This window comes from Acetobacter aceti (assembly GCF_002005445.1).
In the GTDB taxonomy this organism is placed as follows: Bacteria; Pseudomonadota; Alphaproteobacteria; order Acetobacterales; family Acetobacteraceae; genus Acetobacter; species Acetobacter aceti_B.
The window spans coordinates 3,561,151-3,581,585 of the sequence record NZ_CP014692.1 but is presented as its reverse complement, the minus strand read 5'-3'; the positions used below and the strand labels follow the sequence as shown (position 1 = coordinate 3,581,585).

Genomic DNA, 20,435 nt, shown 5'->3' with positions numbered 1-20,435 from the left:
AGCCAGTAAGTCCGAAGACAATACAATTCCTCATCTTTCATGGTGATAAAAGATTTTTTTTATAAACCGTAAGTCAAACGACGTATGGGCCTGAATCCACATGATGCGTGACGGTTGCTTCATGGGTTGGAGACGATACGTCTTCGATCTGCTGTCTGACTGGCCGAATACGGTCGTCGTTTTTGCAAAGGAACGGTTTATGGGAAGCACAGGGAGCGTAAGCGCGTGGGAAGAGGCTCTTCTGATCGCACTGGTTCAGTATCCGGTCCCGGTCATCAAAGGCCCCGAAGATATTCAGACGCAGGTTGATCAGATCTGCCGCGCGGTCGATTCAACCAAGGCCGGATACCCGGACCTGGATGTCATTGTATTCCCGGAATATTCGACACAGGGCCTGAATACGTCGATCTGGACTTACGACGAAATGCTGCTGACGGTCGAAAGCCCGGAAATCACCCGTTTCAAGGAAGCCTGCAAGCGCAACGATATATGGGGTGTCTTCTCGCTCATGGAGCGAAACGAAGATCCGTCGCTGCCTCCCTACAACACAGCCATCATCATCAATGCTGATGGTGAGATCGCACTGCATTACCGCAAATTGCAGCCATGGGTGCCTATCGAACCCTGGTCACCGGGAAATTTCGGGATGCCGGTCTGTGATGGTCCCAAGGGATCCCGTCTGGCGGTATGCATCTGTCATGATGGCATGTTCCCCGAACTGGCGCGCGAGGCGGCTTACAAAGGCGCGAATGTCTATATTCGCATCTCCGGCTATTCGACGCAGGTCAACGACCAGTGGATCTGGACCAACAGAACCAACGCCTGGCATAACCTGATGTACACCATATCGGTCAATCTGGCTGGATATGACAATGTGTTCTACTATTTTGGTGAAGGTACGGTCTGCAATTACGACGGCAACGTGATCCAGCAGGGACACCGCAACCCGTGGGAAATCGTTACCGCAGAACTGTTCCCTCGCCTGGTGGACAAGGCGCGCGAAAACTGGGCATTGGAAAACAACATCTTCAATCTGGGATGCCGGGCCTATGTCGGTAAGCCGGGTGGCGAGAAGGCCAATTACCTGACCTGGGTAAGAGATCTTGCCGCCGGAGAGTACAAGCTTCCCTGGGACAACAAGGTGCGTATCCGGGATGGCTGGAAATATTATCCGGATGGTGTGAAACTCGGTCCAATGCCTAAATAATTTCTATCCATGAAGAGCGTGGAGAACACGGGCGGTTGCGGCCGTCCTGTTTTCCACGCCTATTTTTATGTATATCTGCTCAAGGTGTTTATTGATCGTTCGATGGCTGATCGACAGGATTTCGGCAATGTCACGATTGGTCTTGCCTTTTGCCACCCAGAACAGAACCTCGGCCTCCCGAACCGTCAGGCCCAGTCGTACCTGAAGACATGTAATGTCCTGTCCGTCCCGGACAACGGCCAGACGCACCAGATATTCATGGGGTTCAGGCTGTCCCATGAAACTGAATTCAACACCGTACTCCACATCCGTATCCTGCTGTCTGTAGCTGACATCAACGGATGACGGCGTATTGATGCAGGCCAGCAGCCAGCACAGAGTGTCCGCTGGCAGATTTAACGTCGTGCCATAGGCTGCGGTGTTCCCGATAATGGAGGGAACCTGCGGAGAGAACCACTGCACCACGCCTTCCCTGTCAGTGGCCAGAAAATGACGGCCGGAAAAGTTTATGGCACGAAAAATTTTCTTGGTTTTTCTGGCATTGTCCAGATGCGTGCGCGTGCGGGCCAGCAGTTCAGCGGGCTTGATGGGCTTGACGATATAATCAACACTGCCCGTTTCAAATGCCAGAACAATGTCATCCTGCCCGGACAGTCCGGTCATGAAAATGACTGGAATGTCACGATAATCCGGGACCGCCTTCATGATACGGCACATCTGGAATCCATCTTTCCCCGGCATCACGGCATCCAGCAACACCAGATCCACCGGAACATCGGCCAGAATGGCCAGACCGTCGTCAGCCGATTGCGCAACAAGAACCGTAAAGCCTCCAGATTCCAGAATGTCGGTGGCAAGAGAGAGATTGACAGGTTCGTCGTCCACGACGAGTACAATGCTGGTCATCGACGCTCCTCGTAGTTATCGAAGAAAGCGCGCAATTCCCCGATCTGAAAATTTTTTGCCAGATCACGGATAATCCGCGCGTCGTCCGGCGCCGTGTCTGCAATCGTGTCCAGAAAACGTATCAGGCCGGCGATATGGCCAAGCCGGGCCAGACGCCGGAGTTCTGACAGAGCGGCTGGCGTCAGTAACCGAGCTGTCATGGTCTGAGAGGCAGCTTCGGGAGGGAGAGGCATCGGAACCAGCGTACGGTCAATCAGGGTCAGCAACTCGGAGATGGAAATTGGCTTGGACAGGATGCCATCACACAATCCTTCGCTGTTTGCCTGAGTTCTTACCTGCTCGTCGGCAGAGATGATCAGGATAACGGAGGCACGATTGATCCCCTGCCGTAGCCTGCGGGCCAGTTGCCATCCGTTCATGCCGGGCATGTTGACGTCCAGCAGAAACAGATCGATCGAAGCATGAGCGGCGATATCCAGACATTCCTGTCCGTCAGCGGCAGAATAGACCACGAAACCCAGCGGTTCCAGAGTATCGTTGATCATGCCCCTATGAATCGGGTCATCATCGACCACGAAGACACTGGGCCGACGCTCTCCCATCGCCATTGATCCTGTTTTTGTCAGCAGACTTATCGGGGGCATCGTTCCCGTATCAGACGGAGCGCTGGCCAGCATCAACCGCACGCGACAGGTCGTCCCCTGTCCGACCTTGCTGGAAATCGTCAACTCTCCCCCCAGGATCTGGACCAGCAGGCTCGTTATGGTCAGCCCGAGACCGGTTCCGGGAATACTACGGGAATTCGGGTGCGAACTCCGCTGAAATGGTTCATGGATGCGGTCCATATCCTCTTCCGGGATACCGATCCCTGTGTCACGGATTTCGAATATCGCAATCTCCGTCCCCCAGCGGACTGAAAGTGAGACGGAGCCCTGATTCGTGAATTTTATCGCGTTTGACAGCAGGTTGATCAGAATCTGCCTCAATCGACGCTGGTCGGTGATGACATAGTCCGGAATAGTGTCCGGGATATCCTCAATGAAATCAAGATTCCTCTGATTGGCCTGAAATCGCAGCATATCGGTCAGATGCCGCAGGAAGTCGCGCAGGTTGATTTTTTCGTGCAGCACGTCCATCCGGCCTGCTTCGATCTTGGAGATGTCGAACAGACCCTCGATCAGACCACTCAGATGCTCGGCGCTGCGCTGGATGACCTTCAGCCCTTCATCCCGCCGCGCCGGGGTCAACATCCGGTTTTCCAGAAGATAGGCATATCCCATTATCGAATTGAGCGGAGTGCGGATTTCGTGATTCACGCCGACCATGAAGCGGCTTTTTGACAGATTGGCCGCTTCTGCGCGCTCCTTGGCTTTCTTCAGTTGCTGATCGGTCCGACGATGAGCGCGTATTTCTTTCATCAACAGCTGGGTCTGGTAGCGGTTTTCGTCTTCAGCGGCACGATAGCTTCGCTGGTTCAGGACCACGAACCATGCCAACATTGCCAGTGGCAGTAGCAGCAGGAAGAACGTCTTCCACAAAACCGCATACAGGCCGGAGGACTGAACCGTGGTGAATGGAACGATCGCAACATACAGTCCGCAAAGCACACCACCGGTACAGGCCATCAGCGCAAACAGGATAGCCAGATAGCGATAGATGATTCCGAGATTGGGCGTCATGAGCGCCTGCGGCAGCAATACGCGCGCCACGGATGCTATCTGGCCGCTCAGACGCGCGCCATCCGGCTTGCACGCGTCGCGGCAGCGTGAATCCAGACTGCAGCACAGCGAGCATATGAAACCCGCATATACGGGGCAACGGGCAATATCCTCGCCTTCAAAACTGTTCTGGCAGACCACACAGACATACCGGTTGCAATCCGCCGGCGGCACGAAGCGACGACGCGCCAGATAATACCGGCCTCGCGTCGCCCAACCGATAAGGGGAGCCAGACAGAAGGCGCAGACCAGCGCGGCCATAGGCGCGAAAACAGCCAGCGTGGGCCCGAATGCTCCAAGATAAAACGCTGCCGACGCCACAATACCACCGGTCATGGCTCCAATACCGACAGGATTGATGTCGTACAGGTAAGCGCGACGAAATTCGATGCCCGGTGGGCTGAGACCCAGAGGCTTGTTGACGACCAGATCGGACGTCAACGCACCGATCCAGGAGGCGGCGACGGTTGAATGCAGAAACAGCAGACTGATGATGGTGCTGTAGATGTCCATTTCCATCAGCAGCAGCGCAAGTCCAACATTGAATGCTAGCCACACGACGCGACCCGGATGACTGTGTGTGACGCGCGAGAAGAAATTGGACCACGCAATCGATCCGGCATAGGCGTTGGTGATATTGATCTTGATCTGAGACAACGCAATGAAAAGAGTGGTCAGGGCGAGCGCCCAGCCGGAGTGAGCCGTCACCTGTCTGAACGCCATCAGATACATTGTCGTCGGCTGCTGCGCGACGGCGGAGGGCATTCCCTGACGCAGGGTCAGCCAGGCCAGGAACATACCCGCCAGGATCTTCAGCCCGCCCGCGAAGATCCATCCGGCACCACAGGTCAGGATGACCATCCACCATGCCCATTTCTGCCGTCCATTCTGCGGGATGGGGAGGAAGCGCAGAAAATCCGACTGTTCGCCTATCTGGGTAACAACAGAGAAGATGATGGAAAATGCCGCTCCAATCCCCATCAGTCGGGGCATTGACGGATTCTGTCCCGCATAATGCGACCACCCAGCCGCCGCATCGGGCTGTCGCCACGCGATCACCACGAAGGGCAAAAGCTGAAGCGCCAGCCACGGTATGACCGTCCATGCCTGAAACCGGCTGATGAGCGTAAAGCCCCGTGCGACGATGGGTATGACAACCAGTGTGGACAGGATGTATCCCAGCCAGAGCGGAATACCCAGACTCAGCTTCAGGATATCGGACAGGATCGCGCCTTCGATGGCGAAGAACATGAATGTGAACGATGCGTAGACCAGCGAGGTCAGCGTCGATCCGATATAGCCGAAGCCCGCTCCGCGCGTGAGCAGGTCGATATCGATGCCGCAGCGTGATGAATGATAGCTGATAGGCAGGCTGAGCAGGAAAATCAGTGCTACACCGATCAGCAGCGCCAATGTTGCGTTGGTGAAACCATATTGCAGAAAAACCAGACCGCCGATCATTTCCAGCGCCAGAAACGACACGCCTCCAAAAGCCGTGTTGGCGACGCTCGGCAGCGACCAGCGCCGGGCCGAAGCCGGCGTGAAACGCAAGGCGTAGTCTTCCATCGTCTCGTCCACGACCAGACGGTTGTAGCTGCGACGTGACATAATGATTCGCTGATGTGGAAACATAGATCTTTCCGTATGGCCGAACACAGCGATTTTCGGTTGGCCTTACTCTACATATCGAAATCGAAATAAAATAGTGTCTTTTGCTTCCGGCACGCTACGTCAATCGACGTATGGAAAATGCGCTGTCTGATCTGAATCCTTGTCATGTCGTCCCCAAGAACACGGACACTTGCAGCGAAGGTGAACAGATAATGCCTGACAGAAAAAATCCGTTGAACATACACTATAGCCGTCGCAAGGTTCTGATGGGCATGTCAGCGCTACCCGTCGGTGCGCTGATACCGCATCTGGCCAGAGCGGATACCCCAGCCACCGCATCGGTCAACAAGACCGGCCTGGCCGTCACCGACGATAGCGTGACTGTTGGCATCCTGCATTCCATCACCGGCACAATGGCTCTGAGCGAAACCGGATCGGTTGAAGCCGAGAAGCTTGCAATCACGCAGATCAACGAGGCGGGTGGCGTTCTGGGACGCAAGATCAAGTATATTCAGGAAGATGGCGCCAGCGACTGGCCGACCTTCGCCGAGAAGGCGCGCAAACTGCTGGAAAACGATAAATGCGCCTCGGTGTTCGGCTGCTGGACTTCTGCCTCGCGCAAAGCGGTGCTGCCGGTTTTCGAGCATTATAACGGGTTGCTTTACTATCCGACTTTCTACGAGGGTCTGGAACAGTCCCGCAACGTGATCTACACGGGCCAGGAAGCGACGCAGCAGATTCTGGCGGGCCTCGACTGGATTTCCAAGGAAAAGAACGCCAAAACGTATTATCTGCTTGGGTCCGACTATATCTGGCCACGTACCGCGAACAAGATCGCACGCAAGCATATTGAAAACCATCTGAAGGGATCTCGCGTCGTAGGAGAGGAATATTTCCCTCTTGGCGATTCACAGTTCAATTCGGTCATCAACAAGATCAAGCTCACAAAGCCCGATGTGATCTACGCGATTATTGTCGGTGGTTCGAATGTCGCCTTCTACAAGCAGCTGAAAGCTGCCGGGCTGGATCTGTCGAAACATAACCTGATGACCATTTCGGTCACTGAGGACGAAATTCTTGGTATCGGTGGCGAGAACATTGCCGGCGCCTACGCCTGCATGAAATATTTCCAGAGCATTGCAACTCCGGAAAATCAGAAATTCGTCGCTGCCTTCAAGAAAATGTGGGGGGAGAACAGCGTGATCGGTGATGTGACCCAGGCCGCCTATCTGGGCCCGTGGCTTTGGAAAATGAGCGTCGAGAAAGCCGGATCGTTCGATATCGACAAGGTTATCGAAGCCTCACCGGGGATCGAATTCAAGGACGCACCCGAAGGTTATGTCCGCATCGCCAAGAATCATCATTTATGGAGCCGCACGCTGGTCGGGCAGGCGCGGACGGATGGCCAGTTCAATGTCATCTACCAGACACCTGACCTGATCGAGCCTAACCCTTTCCCGGTTGGCTATCAGTAAAACTCTTTTTGCAAAAATAATTTTTCATATCATCAGGTCGCGTCCAGGCTCTGTTTTCCTGTGTCGCGCCCATGTGTCCTTCATCAGGGGGGATCTCGATGTTCGCGGGATATTCAGTCAACGATCTGGCGTCGATTTTCGTCATGCAGAGCTTCGCCGGACTCATTCTGTTTTCGGTTTTCCTCCTGATGGCACTGGGGCTGGCGATCGTGTTCGGCCAGATGGGCGTCATCAATATGGCGCACGGCGAATTCATGATTCTCGGCGCCTACACGACCTATGTCTGCTCGCAGATTTTCGAGCGGTGGTTGCCCGGTCTGTTCGGCCTTTACTTCTTCTTCGCTGTCATCCTGGCCTTCATCGTTGCTGGAGGAATCGGGATGTTGCTGGAGTGGTCGTTGATACGCTTTCTCTACAAAAGACCGCTCGACACGCTGCTTGCAACCTGGGGCGTCAGCCTGATCCTGCAACAGGTTCTGCGTTCGACTTTCGGTGCACGCGAGGTCGGCGTAACATTGCCTTCATGGATGATGGGGTCATGGAATCTGACCGACACCATCCAGATCCCGATCAACGGTATGATCGTCATCTCCCTGACGCTGCTGATTACCGGCGGCGTCTATGCGCTCCTCTATCGTTCCGGCTGGGGCAAGCAGGTGCGGGCGGTGATGCAGAACCGGAGCATGGCCGGCGCGGTTGGTATCGATACTGAATGGGTTGATCGCACAACATTCGGGCTCGGTTGCGGAGTTGCGGGCGTCGCCGGCGCAGCCTTCACCATGATCGGTTCCACCAGTCCTACGGCGGGACAACAATATATCGTGGACACGTTTCTGGTGGTCGCTTTCGGTGGGACAGAAAGTCTGGGCGGAACGATAGCCTCGGCTTTCAGCATTTCGCAGGTGCGTTCAATCCTCGAATTCTTCTTCAACGGCTCAATGGCGCAGGTGATCGTCCTGCTGACAGTCGTGGGAATCCTGATGATCCGTCCCCAGGGTCTGTTTGCACTCAAGGTCCGGCGTTGAAAATGCTGACGCGCGTTCAGGCCAAAATTTCCATATTTCGGGAGAAAGACATGTTTTCCCTTCAGAACCGCAAGGATATCCTGTTCTTCAGTATCCTCGCCGTGGTTCTTCTGGTCGTGCTGCCCGTGGGGCTGGATGCGTTTCGCCTGACGCTGGTCGGAAAATATCTGACCTACGCCTTCGTGGCCATCGGGCTGGTCGCCTGCTGGGGCGACACGGGAATCCTCAGTCTGGGACAGGGAATATTCTTTGGCCTTGGCGGATATTGCATGGCGATGTTCCTGAAACTCCAGGCGTCGACACCAGAAGCGACCAAAAGCCAGTCCACTCCGGGGATTCCCGATTTCATGGATTGGAACCAGATCACAGCCCTGCCATGGTTCTGGAAACCATTCCACAGCCTGTCCTTTACATTTCTGGCCGTGCTGGCAGTTCCGACACTTCTGGCCATGGTCATTGGTATCGCCATGTTTCGCCGTCGTGTGGGTGGCACTTATTTTGCGATCATCACCCAGGCCATCGCGTCGATCCTGACCATCCTCATCATAGGGCAGCAGGGCTATACCGGTGGCGTCAACGGCATTACCGATCTGCGAACACTGAATGGCTGGGATATCCAGAGTGACCACGCGAAACTGGTTCTCTATTACGTCGGGGCGATCCTGCTTCTGGTCTGCATGCTGATGGTCCGTTTCGTCCGGCGCAGCAAGCTGGGCCGTATCCTGCGCGCAATACGGGATCAGGAAGATCGTGTCCGGTTTTCCGGATACAACGTGGCGAACTTCAAGATTTTCATTTTTGCGTTCTGTGCGGCCATGGCCGGTATCGGCGGCGCACTGTTCACGCTGGAAGTCGGATTCATGTCGCCGACCTTCGTCGGGATCGTGCCATCCATCGAAATGGTCATTTACTGCGCGGTCGGTGGCCGGAACTCCCTGTTCGGAGCAGTGTACGGCACATTGGTCGTCAACTGGGCGCGAACGAGCTTTTCGGAATCACTACCCGAACTCTGGACCTTCGCCATGGGCGGGCTGTTCATCGGGATCGTGCTGTTCCTCCCCGGTGGTCTTGCCAGCCTGTACCGAACTCATCTCGACCGGTATGTGGACCGCTTTTTGAGCGCACTGAGCAGCAAGGCGTCCAGTCCCACGGATGAAAAGGCGTAGGGAGAGCTTAACATGACAACGACGAACGAATCCCTTCTGGAAGTTGAAGGGCTGAGCGTGTCCTTCGATGGCTTCAAGGCTGTTGACGACCTGTCGTTCCGCATCAATCGCGGCGAGATTCGCGTCATTATCGGGCCGAACGGCGCAGGCAAGACGACGGTGCTTGATCTGATCTGTGGCCGCACTGCCGCCACATCCGGGTCCATCCGTTTCGCTGGACGCGAACTGACACGGATGAAGGAATACGACATCGTGCGTTCAGGCGTAGGGCGGAAATTCCAGACGCCTTCCGTCTATGAAGATCTGACGGTGTTTGAAAATCTGGAGATATCCTATCCCCGCGGTCGAGGAGTCTTCGAAGCTCTGTTTTTCCGGCAGGACCGGGCCATGCTCGAACGGATCAACGACATTGCCGCGATGATCTATCTGGATGACAAACTGGATCAGCAGGCCAGCGGGTTGAGTCATGGCCAGAAACAGTGGCTGGAAATCGGCATGCTTCTGATCCAGGACCCGGCGTTACTGATGCTGGATGAACCGGTTGCAGGCATGACGATCAGCGAACGGGTACGCACTGCGGAACTGCTGCAACGCATCATCCAGTCACGTTCGGTTCTGGTCATTGAGCACGACATGGGCTTCGTCGAAAAAATTGCCCATCAGGTCACAGTTCTGCATCAGGGACGCATCATATCAGACGGCTCCATGGAACATGTGAAAAATGATCCTAAAGTTGTGGAGGTGTATCTTGGGCACTGAAAGCGGCATGACCCCGGCTCCGGTTATGGATATGCTGCTGGACGTAGGCGATCTTCACGTCGCTTATGGAGCCAGCGAAGTCCTGCATGGCATCAACCTGCAAATCGCTCAGGGAGAAATCCTCGTTCTGATGGGACGGAACGGGATGGGCAAAAGCACGCTCATGAAGTCCCTTATTGGCAACATGAACATCCGATCGGGAACAATTCGGCTGGAAGGGACGGAACTGGCCTCGCTGGCCGCCTGTGATCGCGTAAAGGCCGGTCTGGCCTACGTGCCACAGGGGCGGATGATCTTTCCGGCAATGACTGTGAAGGAAAATATCGAAACCGGCTTATTCGTGCGTGGAAAGTCGAGCATTCCGGACAGGCTTTATACGCTGTTTCCGGTTCTGAAAGAAATGGGATCACGGCGAGGAGGCAACCTGTCCGGTGGCCAGCAGCAGCAACTGGCCATTGCCCGCGCCCTGGCGACAGAACCGAAACTGCTGCTGCTGGATGAACCGACAGAAGGGATACAGCCATCAATCATTCGGGATATGGCCAGGACACTCCGCGGAATTCGTGACGAAAGCGGACTTGGCATCATGGTGTCGGAACAGGTGCTCAGCTTCGCATTGGATGTCGCGGACCGGATCATTGTGATCGAAGGAGGATATATCGTACATGAAACAACGCGTGCAGACGCGGATATCGACTACTTGACGCGTCTGCTGTCCGTCTGACTCACACAGGTTCCCCGGAAAGCCTCCTGTCCTGCTATTATCAGAAATGTTTTTTCTACCGGCCTCAGCATTGTGGGCGCCGTTGTCGGTCAGAAGCAGGGAAACCTGATCAGTCACGATGAGCATCAAGCGTTCAGGAAACTTCTGGATGTATTCTTCCACCAGACCTGTTCACAGCTGCATTATCAAACGCCGGAATCAAACATAGCTGGAGGCCAAACTACGCCTCTGAACGCTGATCGACACAGCCTCCCTCCTCATTTCGACACAGTAAGTTTGACTTCCACACACAAGCGCAGTCATCATATGCAACGAAACCGGACGCCCGCTCCCCACAGGCAGCGGGCCGTTTCTGTTTCAGCCCTTTCAATCCCCTAGCTGGACACACGGCTCTCATGATTTCCGCCCTTATGCCGACCTACAACCGCGCCGACCTCGCCTTTGAGCGGGGAGAGGGCGCCTGGCTGTACACGACGGACGGGCGACGATTTCTGGATTTCGCGGCGGGCATCGCCACATGCTCCGTGGGACACGCCAACCCGCAACTCGTGAAAGCCATCACCGAGCAGGCCGCGAAGGTCATGCACGTCTCCAACCTGTTCCGCGTGCCGCAGGCCGAACGTCTTGCCGCCCGTCTGGTGGAGGCGACCTTCGCCGACAGCGTGTTCTTCTGCAATTCCGGCGCGGAAGCGAATGAAGGGATGGTGAAAGCCATCCGTCGGGCGCAGGCGAAGAGCGGCCACCCCGAACGGACCCGTATCCTGTGCTTCGAAGGCGCATTCCATGGCCGCACGCTGGGCATGCTGTCCGCCACCGGCAACCCGACCTACCTCGACGGGTTCGGTGAGCGTGCGCCGGGTTTCGACCATGTGCCGCTCAACAACATGAACGCGGTCCGTGACGCCGTGACGCCGGAAACCGCTGGTGTGATGCTGGAACCCATTCAGGGTGAAAGCGGCATCAAGGCGGCGGACAAACGGTTCCTTCAGGAACTTCGTTCCATGTGTGACGAGTTCGGCCTGTTCCTCGGCTTTGATGAAGTGCAGACGGGTGTGGGCCGTACCGGCAGGCTGTTCGCCCATGAATGGTCGGGTGTTACTCCTGATGTCATGTCGGCGGCCAAAGGACTGGGCGGCGGCTTCCCCATCGGCGCGATCCTTGCACGCGAAGCGGTGGCGAAGCACCTGACGCCCGGTACGCATGGCACGACTTTCGGAGGCAATCCGCTGGCCTGTGCCGCGGCGAACGCGGTTCTGGACATCCTGCTGGCTCCGGGTTTTCTTGAGCAGGTGCGGGAACGCGCCGCGTTTCTCGACATCCGGCTGGATGCACTGATCAGCGATTTTCCCGACATTTTCTCGGAACGTCGGGGCCTGGGCCTGATGATCGGTCTGCGCTGCGTGCCCAAAGCCTCCGATGTCATCGCCGCTGCTCAGGCAGCCGGACTTCTCGCCGTCTCCGCCGGAGACAATGTTCTGCGGCTTGTGCCGCCTCTCATCATCTCGGAACAGGATTGCCTTGAGGCCGTAAAGTGTCTCCGTCAGGCAGCCGAAACCGTCCGGGCTGCTACTCTGGAGACGACTTCGTGACGACCTCTGCCAAGACCGCTTCCCCGGGGCACCAGCCTGCCGGGAAGGCGATCCGCCACTTTCTTGATCTGCGCGATCTGGACAAGACCATTCTCAGACAGATCATTGATGTCGCGGCCGGCATGAAGCGGATGCAGCATGGCAGAAGCCGCCCCCTGCATCCGGCGAAGCCGCTGGAAGGCCGGACGCTTGGCATTCTGCTCTCCAAGCCCTCCACGCGCACACGGGTTTCTTTCGAAGTGGGCGTCCGTCAGCTGGGGGGAGATGCCGTCGTGCTTTCCTCGGGCGACACGCAGCTTGGTCGTGGAGAGTCCGTGCAGGATACGGCCCGTGTTCTCTCCCGCTTTGTCGATGCAATCGTGCTGCGCACAGGACGGACCGCCGCCCTGCACGAACTTGCCCGCTGGAGTTCCGTTCCGGTCATCAACGGCCTGACGCCGGACTCTCACCCTGTGCAGATCCTCGCGGACATCATGACCTTCGAGGAACATAAGGGTCCGATCGCAGGGCGCACTCTCGCCTGGGTCGGAGACGGCAACAATGTCGCCTCGTCCCTGATTGAAGCGGCCGCGCAGTTTGATTTCACGCTCCGGATCGCGACCCCGAAGCAGCTTACACCCAAGGCCGAGGTTGTCGCCTGGGCGCGCCGGCAGGGTGCGAAACTGCTCCTGACCAATGATCCACAGGAGGCCGTGGAAGGCGCGGACTGCATTCTGACAGACACATGGGTCAGCATGTCCGACGAAGCCGCCGCCGAGCGCATCACGCTGCTGGAGCCGTATCGTGTGGATCGGGCGCTCATGAAGCGTGCGGGCAGGGACGCCCTGTTCATGCACTGCCTCCCGGCCCATATCGGAGAGGAAGTGACCGAGGACGTGTTCGAGAGTCCGGCTTCGGTGGTTTTCGATGAAGCCGAAAACCGGCTTCATGCACAGAAAGGCCTGCTTGTCTGGGCGCTCGGCGGCGAGGACTGGACGCGGTTTGGGGAGGAAGCGAAATGAACGACGACAAGGCCGAAAAGATCGTGGGAACAGGCCCTGAAGACGGACCTGCGCAAGTTTCTTCCACGGAAGACGGTCCCGCCGCTCCGGGCTGGCTGGAGCCCGAAGTGGACAAGGCGTTCGCCACGCTTGGCCTGCCTGCGGACAAGCTCCGCTCCTTGCGGGATTCCTATATCGACTGCCTTGCCTCTGCGCCCCGCGGTCAGGATCTCGATGTTGCGCACGACGCCTGCCGACGGGGGCTTCTCACCGCCCTGCATTCGGCTTTCCCACTGGATGATGACAGGCAGCAGGCTTTCAGACTGGCGCTTGAGGCTCTGGAATCCCGGCTCACGGCCGACCTGTAAATCCGCTCGTGACGTGACCATATAAGGGTCTTCCTTTGCGGCCGACAGGCTCGTGACGGAAAAAGACCGGAAAGAGGAGAGGCATCTTGGACACCCCTGCGTTTCTTGATCGCGAGCGGCCGGATGTGCCGGATATCGTTGTGCCCGGGGGAGTCACGCCTTTCCATCTGGCCCACAGGCCCGTGCGCGGACGTCTGGTCCGCCCCGGACGTGTAGCGGACGCCATCCTGAAGCGGCATGACCATGCTCCTGCCGTTTCAGCCCTTGGCGGAAAGGCGCTCGCCCTTGTCGCCGGTCTTTCCAGCGCCCTGAAATTTCAGGGGTCTTTCTCATTGCAGATCAAGGGAGACGGGCCTGTCAGCCTGCTGCTCGCGGATTGCACCGATACCGGAGCGCTACGGTTCTATGCCCGACAGGATCAGGAAAAACTTGACGCCCTCCTTGCTTCCGGCAAACCGGTCACGGATCGGGATCTGATCGGAGACGGCTATCTCGCCCTGACAGTCGATCAGGGACCGGAGATGGACCGGCATCAGGGAATTGTTGAAATAACCGGTGACAGCCTTGCCGATATGGCGATGCATTACTTCCAGACCAGTGAACAGCATGCCTGCTGGACCATGCTGACAGCACAGCAGACCGATGCAGGCTGGCGGGCCGGAGCGCTCATTCTTGAGCGCATCGCTGGCGGCGGTGGCACGGAGGCCGGGAGCAGCAGCGAAAATCTCGCCATCGTTGATGAGCAGGGAGAAGACGCCTGGGACACCGCTCTGGCTCTGGCGCACACACTGACGGATGCAGAACTGCTGGACGATGCTCTTCCGGCCGGACAACTGCTGTATCGTCTGTTTCACGAGGAAGATCTGGTTGTAGGCCAGTCTCGGGTGCTTGCTTACGGCTGCCGCTGCTCGAAGGCGAAACTCTCTGATGTCCTGTCGCGATTTTCAGATGATGATCTTGATCACATGGTGGAAGACGGCAACATCCGGATGACGTGCGAATTCTGCAATCACGATTTCTGCTTCACCCGCAATGAGGTCGGCGCGCTGTCGGGTGCGGACTAATGTCTTTCTGATGAGCGCAAAAAAGAAATATCGTTAAAATTTCCGGTCAGACACTGAGGCAGCAGAGACGATCATGCCCGAGGCATCGCAGGACAAAGTCACCCCGGCTGAAGACGGAAGCATTGTCATTACTCTTCAGGGACAGCCGCACACGCTGAGTGTCAATCATCGGCCTCTGGTAAAGTTCTACTCCGGCTGGAACCCTTTTGCGCTGCATGTCAGCCTGCTTCCCCTGCCGGTTCTGCGCCTGCGCCATGAGAAGGGGGCGGAGGCGCTCTGGTTTCTCGACCCTTCCTTCAATTACCGCTCCAGCCGTTTCGCGGCCCTTTCCTCCGAAGAGCAGAATTCCATCATCGACGCGCTGTCGCCTTTTTTCAAGGCGCTGATCACCTCGGCGCTGGAGGCCCTCAGACCCACCCCGCTTCCACTTACAGAGAAAGTGCGCAATCTGGGGCGTGTCCTGTGTGAAGACATCCTGGCCGCGTGGCTGGAGCGCTTCCCTCCGCCCGGCCGTTTCACACCCCAGATACTGCCACAGGACGGGCTATCATTCCGTGCCGAAAGCCCTCCTCTGAAAGCCACGGCATTCCTGCAGTTGCTGTCTGTCGCGCGTGGTCTGACGTCAAAGACATCGCCTGTTGTCCTGTCTCCTTATGGCGGCGCCATTCTGCGGGGCTTTCCGCTTCTGCGTCTGCCGGACATGGAACTCACCCGCTTTGCTGATCCTGCCGCCAATATCGTACTGTATATCGGCACGGTGAAGCCGCCCGGAGAGGCGGAAACCGCCGTGATCTACTGCCCACAGCAGGATCTCATCCTGATGGAAAAAGATGTGGCTCCCGCCCGTCTCATCCCGCTGAGATTGCTGTCACTCTTCATCGGCAATCCGGACTCGATTGAACTGGCTCCCAGAGAACTGACCGTGGACTTTGGAAAGGCTGGTCTTGCAGCACTGGGAGCAGCGTCCTCTCTGCCCACGTCCATGCCTTCCCTGCCCGGTGACTGGCCCAACCGACAGGGCAAGGCATAGACGACCGGAATTTCGCGGACCATTGAACTTTTGTGAAAAAGGAAGCCGTCCAGTGTGCATCCTTCATCTTTCATGAAACGCTTTCCGTTCATCACGATCTGACGGATAGTCCTCTTTGAAGAAACGCATATATCCGGCCACGATATCCATCGGGCTGCAGTTCAGAAATGGAGAATGGCGGGATGCTTAACATCCGCAAACGGCTCACTGTCACGACACACTCCAGACTCAAGGCCATACACCGGACGACTATGCTGGGCACGCTCGGCGCAGTGACACTGATAGCCGGCTGCTCGTCATCGGATGATGCGATAACAGCCTTTGCTCCCTATCAGTATGGCTATCTCAACCAGATCCATCTGAATGTCGCCACCATGCAGGTTGCCGATCACGCTTCCTCGGAAGCCATTCCCGGCGACGAGTCGGCGAATGCGCCCATTCCGCCAGATCAGGCGCTGACGCAGATGGCCCAGCAGCGGCTTGTGGCTGCCGGGCAGTCGGGCGCCGCCATTTTCACGATTGATCGCGCCTCGATCGTGCATGAACCGGGTGGGTATCTGGAAGGGAAGATGGACAGCCATCTCGATATACAGTCCTCCACAGGCCAGCAGGTGGGGGAAGTTGAAGCGCATGTCACCCGCACCATGAAACCTGATCTCAGCAGGGGTGACGCCGACAGCCGTGAAAATCTTTACGAGATCACGCGTCAGATGATGCAGGACATGAATGTCGAGCTTGAATTCCAGATCAAGAACAATCTGAAAGACTGGCTGGTGGATGCAGGGGGCACCCCCACAGCATCCGCCATCCAGACAGAAACACTCGGAGGTTCCACCAAAACAGCTTCCCTACCCGGCACCAATAACACGGCGACACCGGCTTCAGCTTCTCCAGAGGCGGCTACAGTCAAGGAAGCGGCTCCTGCAGCAGCGGAGTCCAAGGCTGCCTCCACTGCTGTTTCAGAACCGAACGCTATTTTCCCCGGCGGCATGCCGGATGACCAGACGGAAACCTCCAGCACGACACCAAAGGCGCATTCTCCTGCCGCAGGTTTCCTGAAGCTTCCTTCAAATGTGACAACTCCCTGATCATGCTGGTCATGAGAGAGCTGGTCCCCACGCTGGCTCTCAATCTAATACATGGCTTGTGTGAGGAAACCATTGTTCCAGTTTCTGATTGATCACTGGTCTTTTGTGGCAGGATTTATGGTCTTGCCATGAGGTGTCACCAGCCCTCGCTTGAGTATGGAAAAATCATACAATCCAAAAAAATCTGTAAAAATAAAGAATTTTACGAAAATTTTTTAACGATTCCTCTTTCATTTTTCAGTGCAGGGTTTCTTCATCCATTACAGATGAGTTTCATTTAAGTGACCACGGACTCCGCCGCACAGTTCGCTTTCTCAGCCTGTGTGGGGACGTTCATAATCTGCTGACAAAAAATCCGGAAGCCTATGCTTCAGAATATATAAAAGAGAAAATTATTGGCATTTTTCAAAGGATATCTAGGTCTTCTGGTGACAGGTCCCGCTACTGTCGCCATGGAATCATCAGGAGGAGGTTATGCCCGACAGGCCATAGCCTTTACTCCTCTTGGAGATGGACGACGGACACTGTCCGTTTCTCAATCATGCAGCTTTGGTTATGCGACAACAGACTGGGGGGCGGTCACCGCTCTGGCTCTTTATACTGACAATACAGCAACATCTGAGCCTCTGGTTGCATGGTCAGTCTCGCCTCGCACGATCAGCGTGGGACAGACATACTCCGTACCGGCTGAATATCTGTCATTGCTGATTCAGAGAGAAGGATTTTTCTCTGTAAATGATCAGATTGGCACCACGGAAAGTGGAACCGCTCTCATCGCTCGTCAGCCTGTTTCTGTTTATGCCGGTATCATGACCCCTGCCATGGCAGGCAACAGTTCTACCTCCGGTTCAGGCAGTGGAACCTTTACATTATCCCAACTCAATCAGCTTTTGTCACAGTTGATGCAGGGCTTGCCCACATCCGATCCGGGCGATGGGACATCCCTGTGGCTGAACGCAAATCTTCTGTCTATCTCTATAAAAAGCTAGAACATCTTCATCCGTTCGTCTGAACGGACCTCTCTGATATCATTTTAAAAAGATAATTTCATTCATGTCTGACACCCCTGACCTTGCGACAGAAGACAAGTTCCCTCTCATCCCTGAAAGCGGCATGGACCCACGGGAATTCGCAAAAAACAACGCTGCGGCGACCACCACCGGGTTCATTTCACAATCCACATCTTCCGGAACAACGAGTAGTATACCTGCACCTGTAAAGATCATTACAAATCCCGGAAGTCTCCTGCAGATCACGTTTCCGGAACAGGGTGATATCAGTTACGACATCACGCCCAATATGCCACTCACCCTGTCTCTCGCAGGCGGGACTGCGGGAATCCTGCAACGGCTGACCGTTATTCTTCATCAGCCTGCGGACGGCGGCATGGCTGTCACTCTGCCATCGGCTCACTACAAGGATGGAACAAAACCTGATGTCAGTCTCAAATCAGGAGCAACGACCATTATTTCCTACCTCACCGATGATGGTGGAAAAACGATTTATGGTGGAATTTAAAAAGAAATAATCTATGGATATTACAACATTTCTTAATAATATATTACAATTCGTACCTCCTTCCTATCTGGCGACGACAACCGCCATCATTTCCTTTGTCATTGCAACCTGCGCCCTGATCATGCGGTTCTGGAAACCTCCTTCAAAAGAGTCTCGCTGGATCACAATTTATCACATCGTCAGTGCTGTGGGTCAGGCAAGGGGATGGAACGCCAGTGCTTATCAACCCGACAGAAAAGCCATCATGGTCCCCGCCACCAAAGCGCGTTCAGAAATTGCTGAAAACCTTGGACTTGATGTCAATCAAACCCGTCCCTGATCAGGCAACATAAAAAAGAACCCCTTTCCTTTTGAAAAGGAAAGGGGTTCTTTGCAACTGAAGATCAGTCCGTTCAGACAGAGTTATTCAAACGGAAGAAAACAACACTGACGCTTGAGATAAAGATCACTCGTCACCCTTGCTTTCACCATGTTCAACAGCGTGGATCTGATCCATCAGCGCGCGTATCTTGTCATGGCGATCTTTGGCGGCAGTCACCTGCTCAGCGGTCAGAATGTCATGCACCTTCACGGCTGTCGCCTGTCTGGCCGCATTTTCCTTGGCGTCCAGCGCATTCTGTTCCGTTACAAGTTCATCCAGTTTCGACTGATCGATCTTGCCCGGGGTCAGGATAATTGACTCAAGCCGGTCATGAAGATCACGTTCCTGCTTATGCAGGCCTTTCATGCTTTCATGACTTTCCTTGAAGATCTTTTTGACAGATTCTTTCTGTTTGGCCGTCAGGTCTACTCCTTCGAGGAAGGAAAATTCGCCTGGTCCGCCGCCATGAGGCCCCATGGGAGGCTGGGCATGAGCCTGACCGATAGCCAATGCACCAACAGTCATACCAGCTATCAGAAAAGAACTACGTGACATCATCACCATCCACTCTTGAAACGGGAGAGACCTGCTGCTCTCCGTTTTTCCAGAGACAAGAAAAGCAGTGATACGTGTCAAAAAAACCGCAAATTTGCTACGAAATGTAAATCTATCATCATCCTTTTGATAAAAGAATTTTTATTAAAATGGTTTAACAATAACCATGATGACAATAATCATCATCAGAACTGTCGGAATTTCATTTGCTATTCTGTAGTATCGTTCTGAATGTGTGTTTCTGTCATTGGCAAATTCTGCACGCCAGCGTGCACAGAAACCATGAAAAATGAACATGCCAACGAGAGCGGCAATTTTCACATGCCACCAGCCATAAGACCAGTTTATCACTCCCGGTATGCAGACAAGAAGTAATCCAAAAAGCAGGGACGAAATCATCGCGGGAGTCGTAATCGCTTTCAGAAGGCGACGCTCCATGATCTTGAAGCGCTCGCTTTCCTCAGACCCGACTGTAACCTGACAATGATAGACGAATAGCCGTGGCAGATAAAAAAGACCCGCCATCCAGGCCATGACCGACATGACATGAAACGCCTTGATCCAGGGATACCATGGCAGAAGCATTTCACTCACGATGAGCCGCTTTATTTTGAGCGTTCAGCGTCTTGTCCAGCAGAACCGGCAGTTCAGAAAGAGCGCCTATTCTCACCAGTCCCGGCCAGTCCGGAACAGCTTCATGAGCCGCTCTCAAAAGAACGCAGGTCATCCCTGCCGCAAGAGCCGCTTTCGCGCCTGTATCGCTGTCTTCAATGACAACGCAATTTTCAGGAGCGACGCCTTCCTCTTCCGCCGCCTTCAGATAGACCGCAGGACTTGGTTTGGGAGCCTGCATGTCAGTCGCCGAGTGGATACGACCATCGAACAGTTCAGCCAGTCCACTCGTTCTGAATTTTGCATTCATCTCCAGCATGGACGAATTCGACCCGACACGAAGAGGCAGACCAAGGGCTGACACTTTCTCCAGCATGTCCCGGGTTCCCTCGATCATGTCGACAGACACATTGAAAGAATCGACAAAGCGATCTCTCATGACAATGACCCAGTCTTCCTGAAGAGTTTCCGCGGTCCGCTCCTCGATTTCCTTTTTCAGAAAGGTCAGGGCCTTGCCGCCAAACTGCGCCACGGCCTCTTCATCCGTGATCGCCCATCCCGCCTGACGGGCGTCCTCAGCTATGAGACGACAACTCGTCCCCTCGCTGTCGATCAGCACACCGTCACAGTCGAAAATGACAAGCTGCAACCGACCTTCAGGTGCAAGAGCAGACGTCAT

General features: G+C 55.4%; 20 protein-coding genes. 15 read left to right on the top strand and 5 right to left on the bottom strand.

Features of this window, described 5'->3' with window-relative positions; translation table 11 throughout:
- The first annotated feature begins 199 nt into the window (after positions 1 to 199).
- On the top strand, positions 200 to 1,207 hold the full coding sequence (locus A0U92_RS16435; RefSeq protein ID WP_077814532.1) for a formamidase: 1,008 nt from the start codon (positions 200 to 202) through the stop codon (positions 1,205 to 1,207).
- 3 nt (positions 1,208 to 1,210) lie between these two features.
- Here A0U92_RS16435 and A0U92_RS16430 read toward each other — a convergent pair whose 3' ends face one another.
- Both A0U92_RS16430 and A0U92_RS16425 read right to left on the bottom strand, forming a co-directional pair.
- Positions 1,211 to 2,113: a response regulator transcription factor gene (locus A0U92_RS16430; RefSeq protein ID WP_077814052.1), complete on the bottom strand. Its 903-nt coding sequence runs from the start codon at positions 2,111 to 2,113 to the stop codon at positions 1,211 to 1,213.
- Entirely contained in the window at positions 2,110 to 5,439 is a 3,330-nt protein-coding gene (locus A0U92_RS16425) for a hybrid sensor histidine kinase/response regulator (protein ID WP_077814531.1), read from the bottom strand. The genes A0U92_RS16430 and A0U92_RS16425 overlap by 4 nt, the downstream gene beginning before the upstream one ends.
- A gap of 236 nt (positions 5,440 to 5,675) precedes the next feature.
- Here A0U92_RS16425 and urtA point away from each other — a divergent pair, with 236 nt between their 5' ends.
- From urtA to A0U92_RS16355, 14 genes are all read left to right on the top strand, one after another.
- A complete protein-coding gene (gene urtA / locus A0U92_RS16420) occupies positions 5,676 to 6,917 on the top strand; it encodes an urea ABC transporter substrate-binding protein (protein WP_475638749.1) in 1,242 nt (413 codons plus the stop codon).
- A gap of 98 nt (positions 6,918 to 7,015) precedes the next feature.
- On the top strand, positions 7,016 to 7,942 hold the full coding sequence (urtB, locus tag A0U92_RS16415; RefSeq protein ID WP_077814051.1) for an urea ABC transporter permease subunit UrtB: 927 nt from the start codon (positions 7,016 to 7,018) through the stop codon (positions 7,940 to 7,942).
- Positions 7,943 to 7,992: 50 nt separating this feature from the next.
- A complete protein-coding gene (gene urtC / locus A0U92_RS16410; protein ID WP_077814529.1) occupies positions 7,993 to 9,108 on the top strand; it encodes an urea ABC transporter permease subunit UrtC in 1,116 nt (371 codons plus the stop codon).
- A gap of 12 nt (positions 9,109 to 9,120) precedes the next feature.
- On the top strand, positions 9,121 to 9,867 hold the full coding sequence (gene urtD / locus A0U92_RS16405; RefSeq protein ID WP_077814050.1) for an urea ABC transporter ATP-binding protein UrtD: 747 nt from the start codon (positions 9,121 to 9,123) through the stop codon (positions 9,865 to 9,867).
- 7 nt (positions 9,868 to 9,874) lie between these two features.
- Entirely contained in the window at positions 9,875 to 10,591 is a 717-nt protein-coding gene (gene urtE, locus A0U92_RS16400; protein ID WP_077814528.1) for an urea ABC transporter ATP-binding subunit UrtE, read from the top strand.
- A gap of 395 nt (positions 10,592 to 10,986) precedes the next feature.
- Positions 10,987 to 12,180 (top strand): aspartate aminotransferase family protein, encoded by a 1,194-nt coding sequence (locus tag A0U92_RS16395; protein WP_077814049.1) that lies wholly within the window; start codon positions 10,987 to 10,989, stop codon positions 12,178 to 12,180.
- Positions 12,177 to 13,181 (top strand): ornithine carbamoyltransferase, encoded by a 1,005-nt coding sequence (gene argF, locus A0U92_RS16390; protein ID WP_077814048.1) that lies wholly within the window; start codon positions 12,177 to 12,179, stop codon positions 13,179 to 13,181. Before A0U92_RS16395 ends, argF begins: the two co-directional genes overlap by 4 nt.
- Positions 13,178 to 13,528 (top strand): hypothetical protein, encoded by a 351-nt coding sequence (locus tag A0U92_RS16385; protein ID WP_077814047.1) that lies wholly within the window; start codon positions 13,178 to 13,180, stop codon positions 13,526 to 13,528. Before argF ends, A0U92_RS16385 begins: the two co-directional genes overlap by 4 nt.
- Positions 13,529 to 13,614: 86 nt before the next feature.
- A complete protein-coding gene (hslO, locus tag A0U92_RS16380; protein ID WP_077814046.1) occupies positions 13,615 to 14,592 on the top strand; it encodes an Hsp33 family molecular chaperone HslO in 978 nt (325 codons plus the stop codon).
- Positions 14,593 to 14,665: 73 nt separating this feature from the next.
- Positions 14,666 to 15,622, top strand: coding sequence for a hypothetical protein (locus tag A0U92_RS16375; protein WP_077814045.1), 957 nt, complete (start codon positions 14,666 to 14,668; stop codon positions 15,620 to 15,622).
- A gap of 182 nt (positions 15,623 to 15,804) precedes the next feature.
- Positions 15,805 to 16,710, top strand: coding sequence for a hypothetical protein (locus A0U92_RS16370; RefSeq protein ID WP_236748195.1), 906 nt, complete (start codon positions 15,805 to 15,807; stop codon positions 16,708 to 16,710).
- Between the two features lie 395 nt (positions 16,711 to 17,105).
- Positions 17,106 to 17,699 carry a phage tail fiber protein gene (locus A0U92_RS16365; RefSeq protein WP_077814043.1) on the top strand — a complete coding sequence of 198 codons (594 nt, stop codon included), beginning with the start codon at positions 17,106 to 17,108 and terminating at the stop codon, positions 17,697 to 17,699.
- 64 nt (positions 17,700 to 17,763) lie between these two features.
- Positions 17,764 to 18,228: a hypothetical protein gene (locus A0U92_RS16360; protein ID WP_077814042.1), complete on the top strand. Its 465-nt coding sequence runs from the start codon at positions 17,764 to 17,766 to the stop codon at positions 18,226 to 18,228.
- A 13-nt stretch (positions 18,229 to 18,241) separates the two neighbouring features.
- Positions 18,242 to 18,547 carry a hypothetical protein gene (locus tag A0U92_RS16355; RefSeq protein ID WP_077814041.1) on the top strand — a complete coding sequence of 102 codons (306 nt, stop codon included), beginning with the start codon at positions 18,242 to 18,244 and terminating at the stop codon, positions 18,545 to 18,547.
- Positions 18,548 to 18,673: 126 nt separating this feature from the next.
- Here the strand turns inward: A0U92_RS16355 and A0U92_RS16350 are convergent, their stop codons facing one another.
- The 3 genes from A0U92_RS16350 to A0U92_RS16340 form a co-directional block, all read right to left on the bottom strand.
- Positions 18,674 to 19,147 carry a Spy/CpxP family protein refolding chaperone gene (locus tag A0U92_RS16350; RefSeq protein ID WP_236748193.1) on the bottom strand — a complete coding sequence of 158 codons (474 nt, stop codon included), beginning with the start codon at positions 19,145 to 19,147 and terminating at the stop codon, positions 18,674 to 18,676.
- A gap of 141 nt (positions 19,148 to 19,288) precedes the next feature.
- Entirely contained in the window at positions 19,289 to 19,741 is a 453-nt protein-coding gene (hemJ, locus tag A0U92_RS16345; RefSeq protein WP_187668970.1) for a protoporphyrinogen oxidase HemJ, read from the bottom strand.
- Positions 19,731 to 20,435, bottom strand: coding sequence for an HAD family hydrolase (locus A0U92_RS16340; protein WP_077814038.1), 705 nt, complete (start codon positions 20,433 to 20,435; stop codon positions 19,731 to 19,733). Before A0U92_RS16340 ends, hemJ begins: the two co-directional genes overlap by 11 nt.